At 76.3% G+C, this 2690-nt stretch carries 4 protein-coding genes; 1 reads left to right on the top strand and 3 read right to left on the bottom strand.

Translation table 11 applies throughout. The features are described from left to right. The 3 genes from IDM29_RS16210 to IDM29_RS16200 all read right to left on the bottom strand — a co-directional run. Nucleotides 1-611, bottom strand: a 611-nt coding sequence (locus tag IDM29_RS16210; RefSeq protein ID WP_188037789.1) for a DNA polymerase III subunit delta', incomplete at its 3' end; no start/stop codon positions are given. After that, the gene (gene tmk / locus IDM29_RS16205) at nt 608-1216 is read right to left on the bottom strand and encodes a dTMP kinase (RefSeq protein ID WP_182112973.1); all 609 of its coding nucleotides are present in this window, start codon (nt 1214-1216) and stop codon (nt 608-610) included. The genes tmk and IDM29_RS16210, both read right to left, overlap by 4 nt. 48 nt (nt 1217-1264) lie before the next feature. Next, nucleotides 1265-2272 carry a Gfo/Idh/MocA family protein gene (locus IDM29_RS16200; RefSeq protein WP_182112972.1) on the bottom strand — a complete coding sequence of 336 codons (1008 nt, stop codon included), beginning with the start codon at nt 2270-2272 and terminating at the stop codon, nt 1265-1267. Nucleotides 2273-2311: 39 nt separating this feature from the next. Between IDM29_RS16200 and IDM29_RS16195 the strand changes: the two genes are divergently transcribed. Then, nucleotides 2312-2690, top strand: a 379-nt coding sequence (locus IDM29_RS16195) for a PfkB family carbohydrate kinase (protein ID WP_309232757.1), incomplete at its 3' end; no start/stop codon positions are given.

Raw genomic sequence — 2690 nt, 5'->3', positions numbered from 1 at the left:
CGGGCGAGCCGGCGGGCGAGGCCGATGTGGCTCTGCGCGGCGCGCGCGGCCATCCGCGCCACCTCCCGGTCGGCGCCGTCGCGCTCGACCAGCAGCGCGGCGACGTCGTCGACCGGCGGCACGCGCAGCGCGACGCCGCGGCAGCGCGACCGGATGGTGACGACCACGTCCTGCGGGCTGGGGGCGCACAGCAGCCACACCGTGCGCGGCGGCGGCTCCTCGATCGCCTTGAGGAGCACGTTGGAGGTGCGCTCCACCATGCGGTCCGCGTCCTCGAGCACGATGACCCGCCAGCGGCCCTGCGACGGGGCGCGCTGGGCGACGCCGATGAGCTCGCGGACCTCGTCGATCGAGATGGTCACCTTCTCCGTCGCGACCACCATGACGTCCGCGTGCGTGCCGGCGAGCGTCGTCGTGCACGCCTGGCAGCGGCCGCACCCGCCCTCGGTGCACTGCAGCGCCGCCGCGAAGGCGCGCGCGGCGTTCGAACGGCCCGACCCCGGCGGGCCGGTGAGGAGCCAGGCGTGCGTCATGGCGCCCGGGTCGGTCGCGGCCTCGCGCAGCACCTCCACCGCGTGGCGCTGGCCCACCAGCTCGGTCCAGACGCTCATCGCACCGGTACCGGGAGGGCGTCGACGCGCGCCGCGATCCGGGCGTGGACCTCGGCGGGCGGGAGCGCCGCGTCCACGACGAGCCAGCGCGCGGGCTCGGCCGCCGCGCGCGCCAGGAACGCCGCGCGCGTGCGCCGGTGGAACTCCAGGCCCGCGCTCTCGAGGCGGTCCGGCGCTCCGGTGAGCCGCCCGAGCCCGACCGCGGGGTCGAGGTCGAGGAGCACCGTGAGGTCCGGCAGCAGCCCGTCCGTCGCCCACAGCGAGAGGCGCTCGACCTCGTCCGCGCCGAGCGCGCGCCCGTCCCCCTGGTAGGCGACGGACGAGTCGAGGTACCGGTCCGTGAGCACGACGGCGCCGCGCTCGAGCGCGGGGCGGACGACCGCGTCGACGTGGTGGGCGCGGTCGGTGGCGTACAGCAGCGCCTCCGTCCGCGGGCTCACGTGCTCGCCGTGCAGGACGGCGTTGCGCAGCTCGACGCCCAGCGGCGTGCCGCCCGGCTCGCGCGTGCGCACGACCTCGAGACCGCGTCCGGCCAGGAGGTCCGCCAGGAGGGCGAGCTGCGTGGACTTGCCGACGCCGTCGCCGCCCTCGAAGGAGATGAACACGGCGTCAGGGTAGCCCGGCGGACCGACAGCCCCGGTCGCCGGGGCCCCTCACTCCCCCGGGTACGTCACCCCGGCCTGGCGGCGGATCTCGTCCATGGTCCGCATCACCTCGAGCGTGTTGTCGAGGGTCATGCGCGGGCTCTCGGTCGCCCCCTCGGCGACCCGCCGGGCGACCTCGGCCGCCTGGAACTGGAAGCCGCCGTCGACCTCGCGGTCGTAGGCCCAGTAGCTGCCGTCGGAGCGGATCACGGTGAAGCCGGTCGGCCGGTAGAAGTCGCTCTCGATCTCGATGCGGCCCTGCGTGCCGCCGATGACGGCCGTCGTCGCGGTCCGCGACCAGAGTGTGGTGCTCAGCGATGCCTGGGTGCGCTCGCCGTAGCCGAGGGCGATGCTGAGCTGGCCGTCGACCCCGGTCGGCGTCAGCGAGCCCGTGGCCTGCACCCGGTCGGGCACGCCCAGCAGGTCGTGCGCGAACGAGACGGGGTACACGCCCAGGTCGAGCAGCGCGCCGCCCGCGAGCGACGGGTCGTGCAGCCGGTGCGTCGCGGGCAGGTGGCCGAACGCCTGGCCGTGGTCGGCGATGAGCGTGACGACCTCGCCGATGTCGCCACGCTCCAGGACCGAGCGCAGCGCCACGACGTGCGGCAGGAAGCGCGTCCACATCGCCTCCATGACGAAGACGCCCGCGGCGCGCGCGGCGTCCACGACCTCCTGCGCCTCCACGGCGTTGCGCGTGAACGACTTCTCGACGAGCACGTGCTTGCCGGCCCGGATCGCGAGCAGCGCGTGCGCGCGGTGCTCGGAGTGCGGCGACGCGACGTAGACGGCCTCGACCTGCGGGTCGGCGACGAGCGCCTCGTAGCCCTCGTGCACCGTGGGGACGTCGTACTGCTGCGCGAAGGCCGCAGCCCGCTCGCGGTTGCGGGACCCGACGGCGACGATGCTCCCCTGCGTGTGCCCCAGGACCGCCGCGGCGAACGTGTGGGCGATGCCGCCCGGGGCGAGGACGCCCCAGCGGATCGGCGGGGCGGTGCGCGGGTCCTCGGCGTGGGTCATGCGCGCCAACCTAGCGGCTGGCGCGCCTACGCTCGGGCCGTGCCCTCGGTGTCGTCCCGGACCGCGTCGCCACCCTCGCGCGCCGTGCTGTGCTGCGGCCTCGCGACGCTCGACGTCGTCCAGACGGTCGACCACGTGCCCGCCGCGGACCAGAAGGTCCAGGCCCGCGGTCTCGCCGTCTCCTCGGGCGGACCGGCGGCGAACGCGGCCGTCACGGCCGCGACCCTCGGCTGCCCCGCGACCCTGGTGACGCGTGCGGGCGGCTCGGTGCTCGGGCGGCTGGTCGTCGCCGACCTCGAGGCGCACGGCGTCGCGGTGCGCGACCTCGGCGGCGCGGACGACGCGCCGGCCGTCTCGACGGTGCTCGTGACGGCGGGCACGGGCGAGCGCGCGGTGGTCTCCGTCAACGCCGCGCTCG

It is taken from the genome of Actinotalea sp. JY-7885 (genome assembly GCF_014525465.1).
Lineage (GTDB): Bacteria > Actinomycetota > Actinomycetes > Actinomycetales > Cellulomonadaceae > Actinotalea.
The sequence above is the reverse complement of the archived record's forward strand: the minus strand, read 5'-3'. Positions and strand labels throughout refer to the sequence as shown.

Excerpts from the sequence above, each read along its gene's own strand:
- IDM29_RS16200 (WP_182112972.1), bottom strand. The coding sequence starts at position 2,272 with ATGACCCACGCCGAGGACCCGCGCACCGCCCCGCCGATCCGCTGGGGC.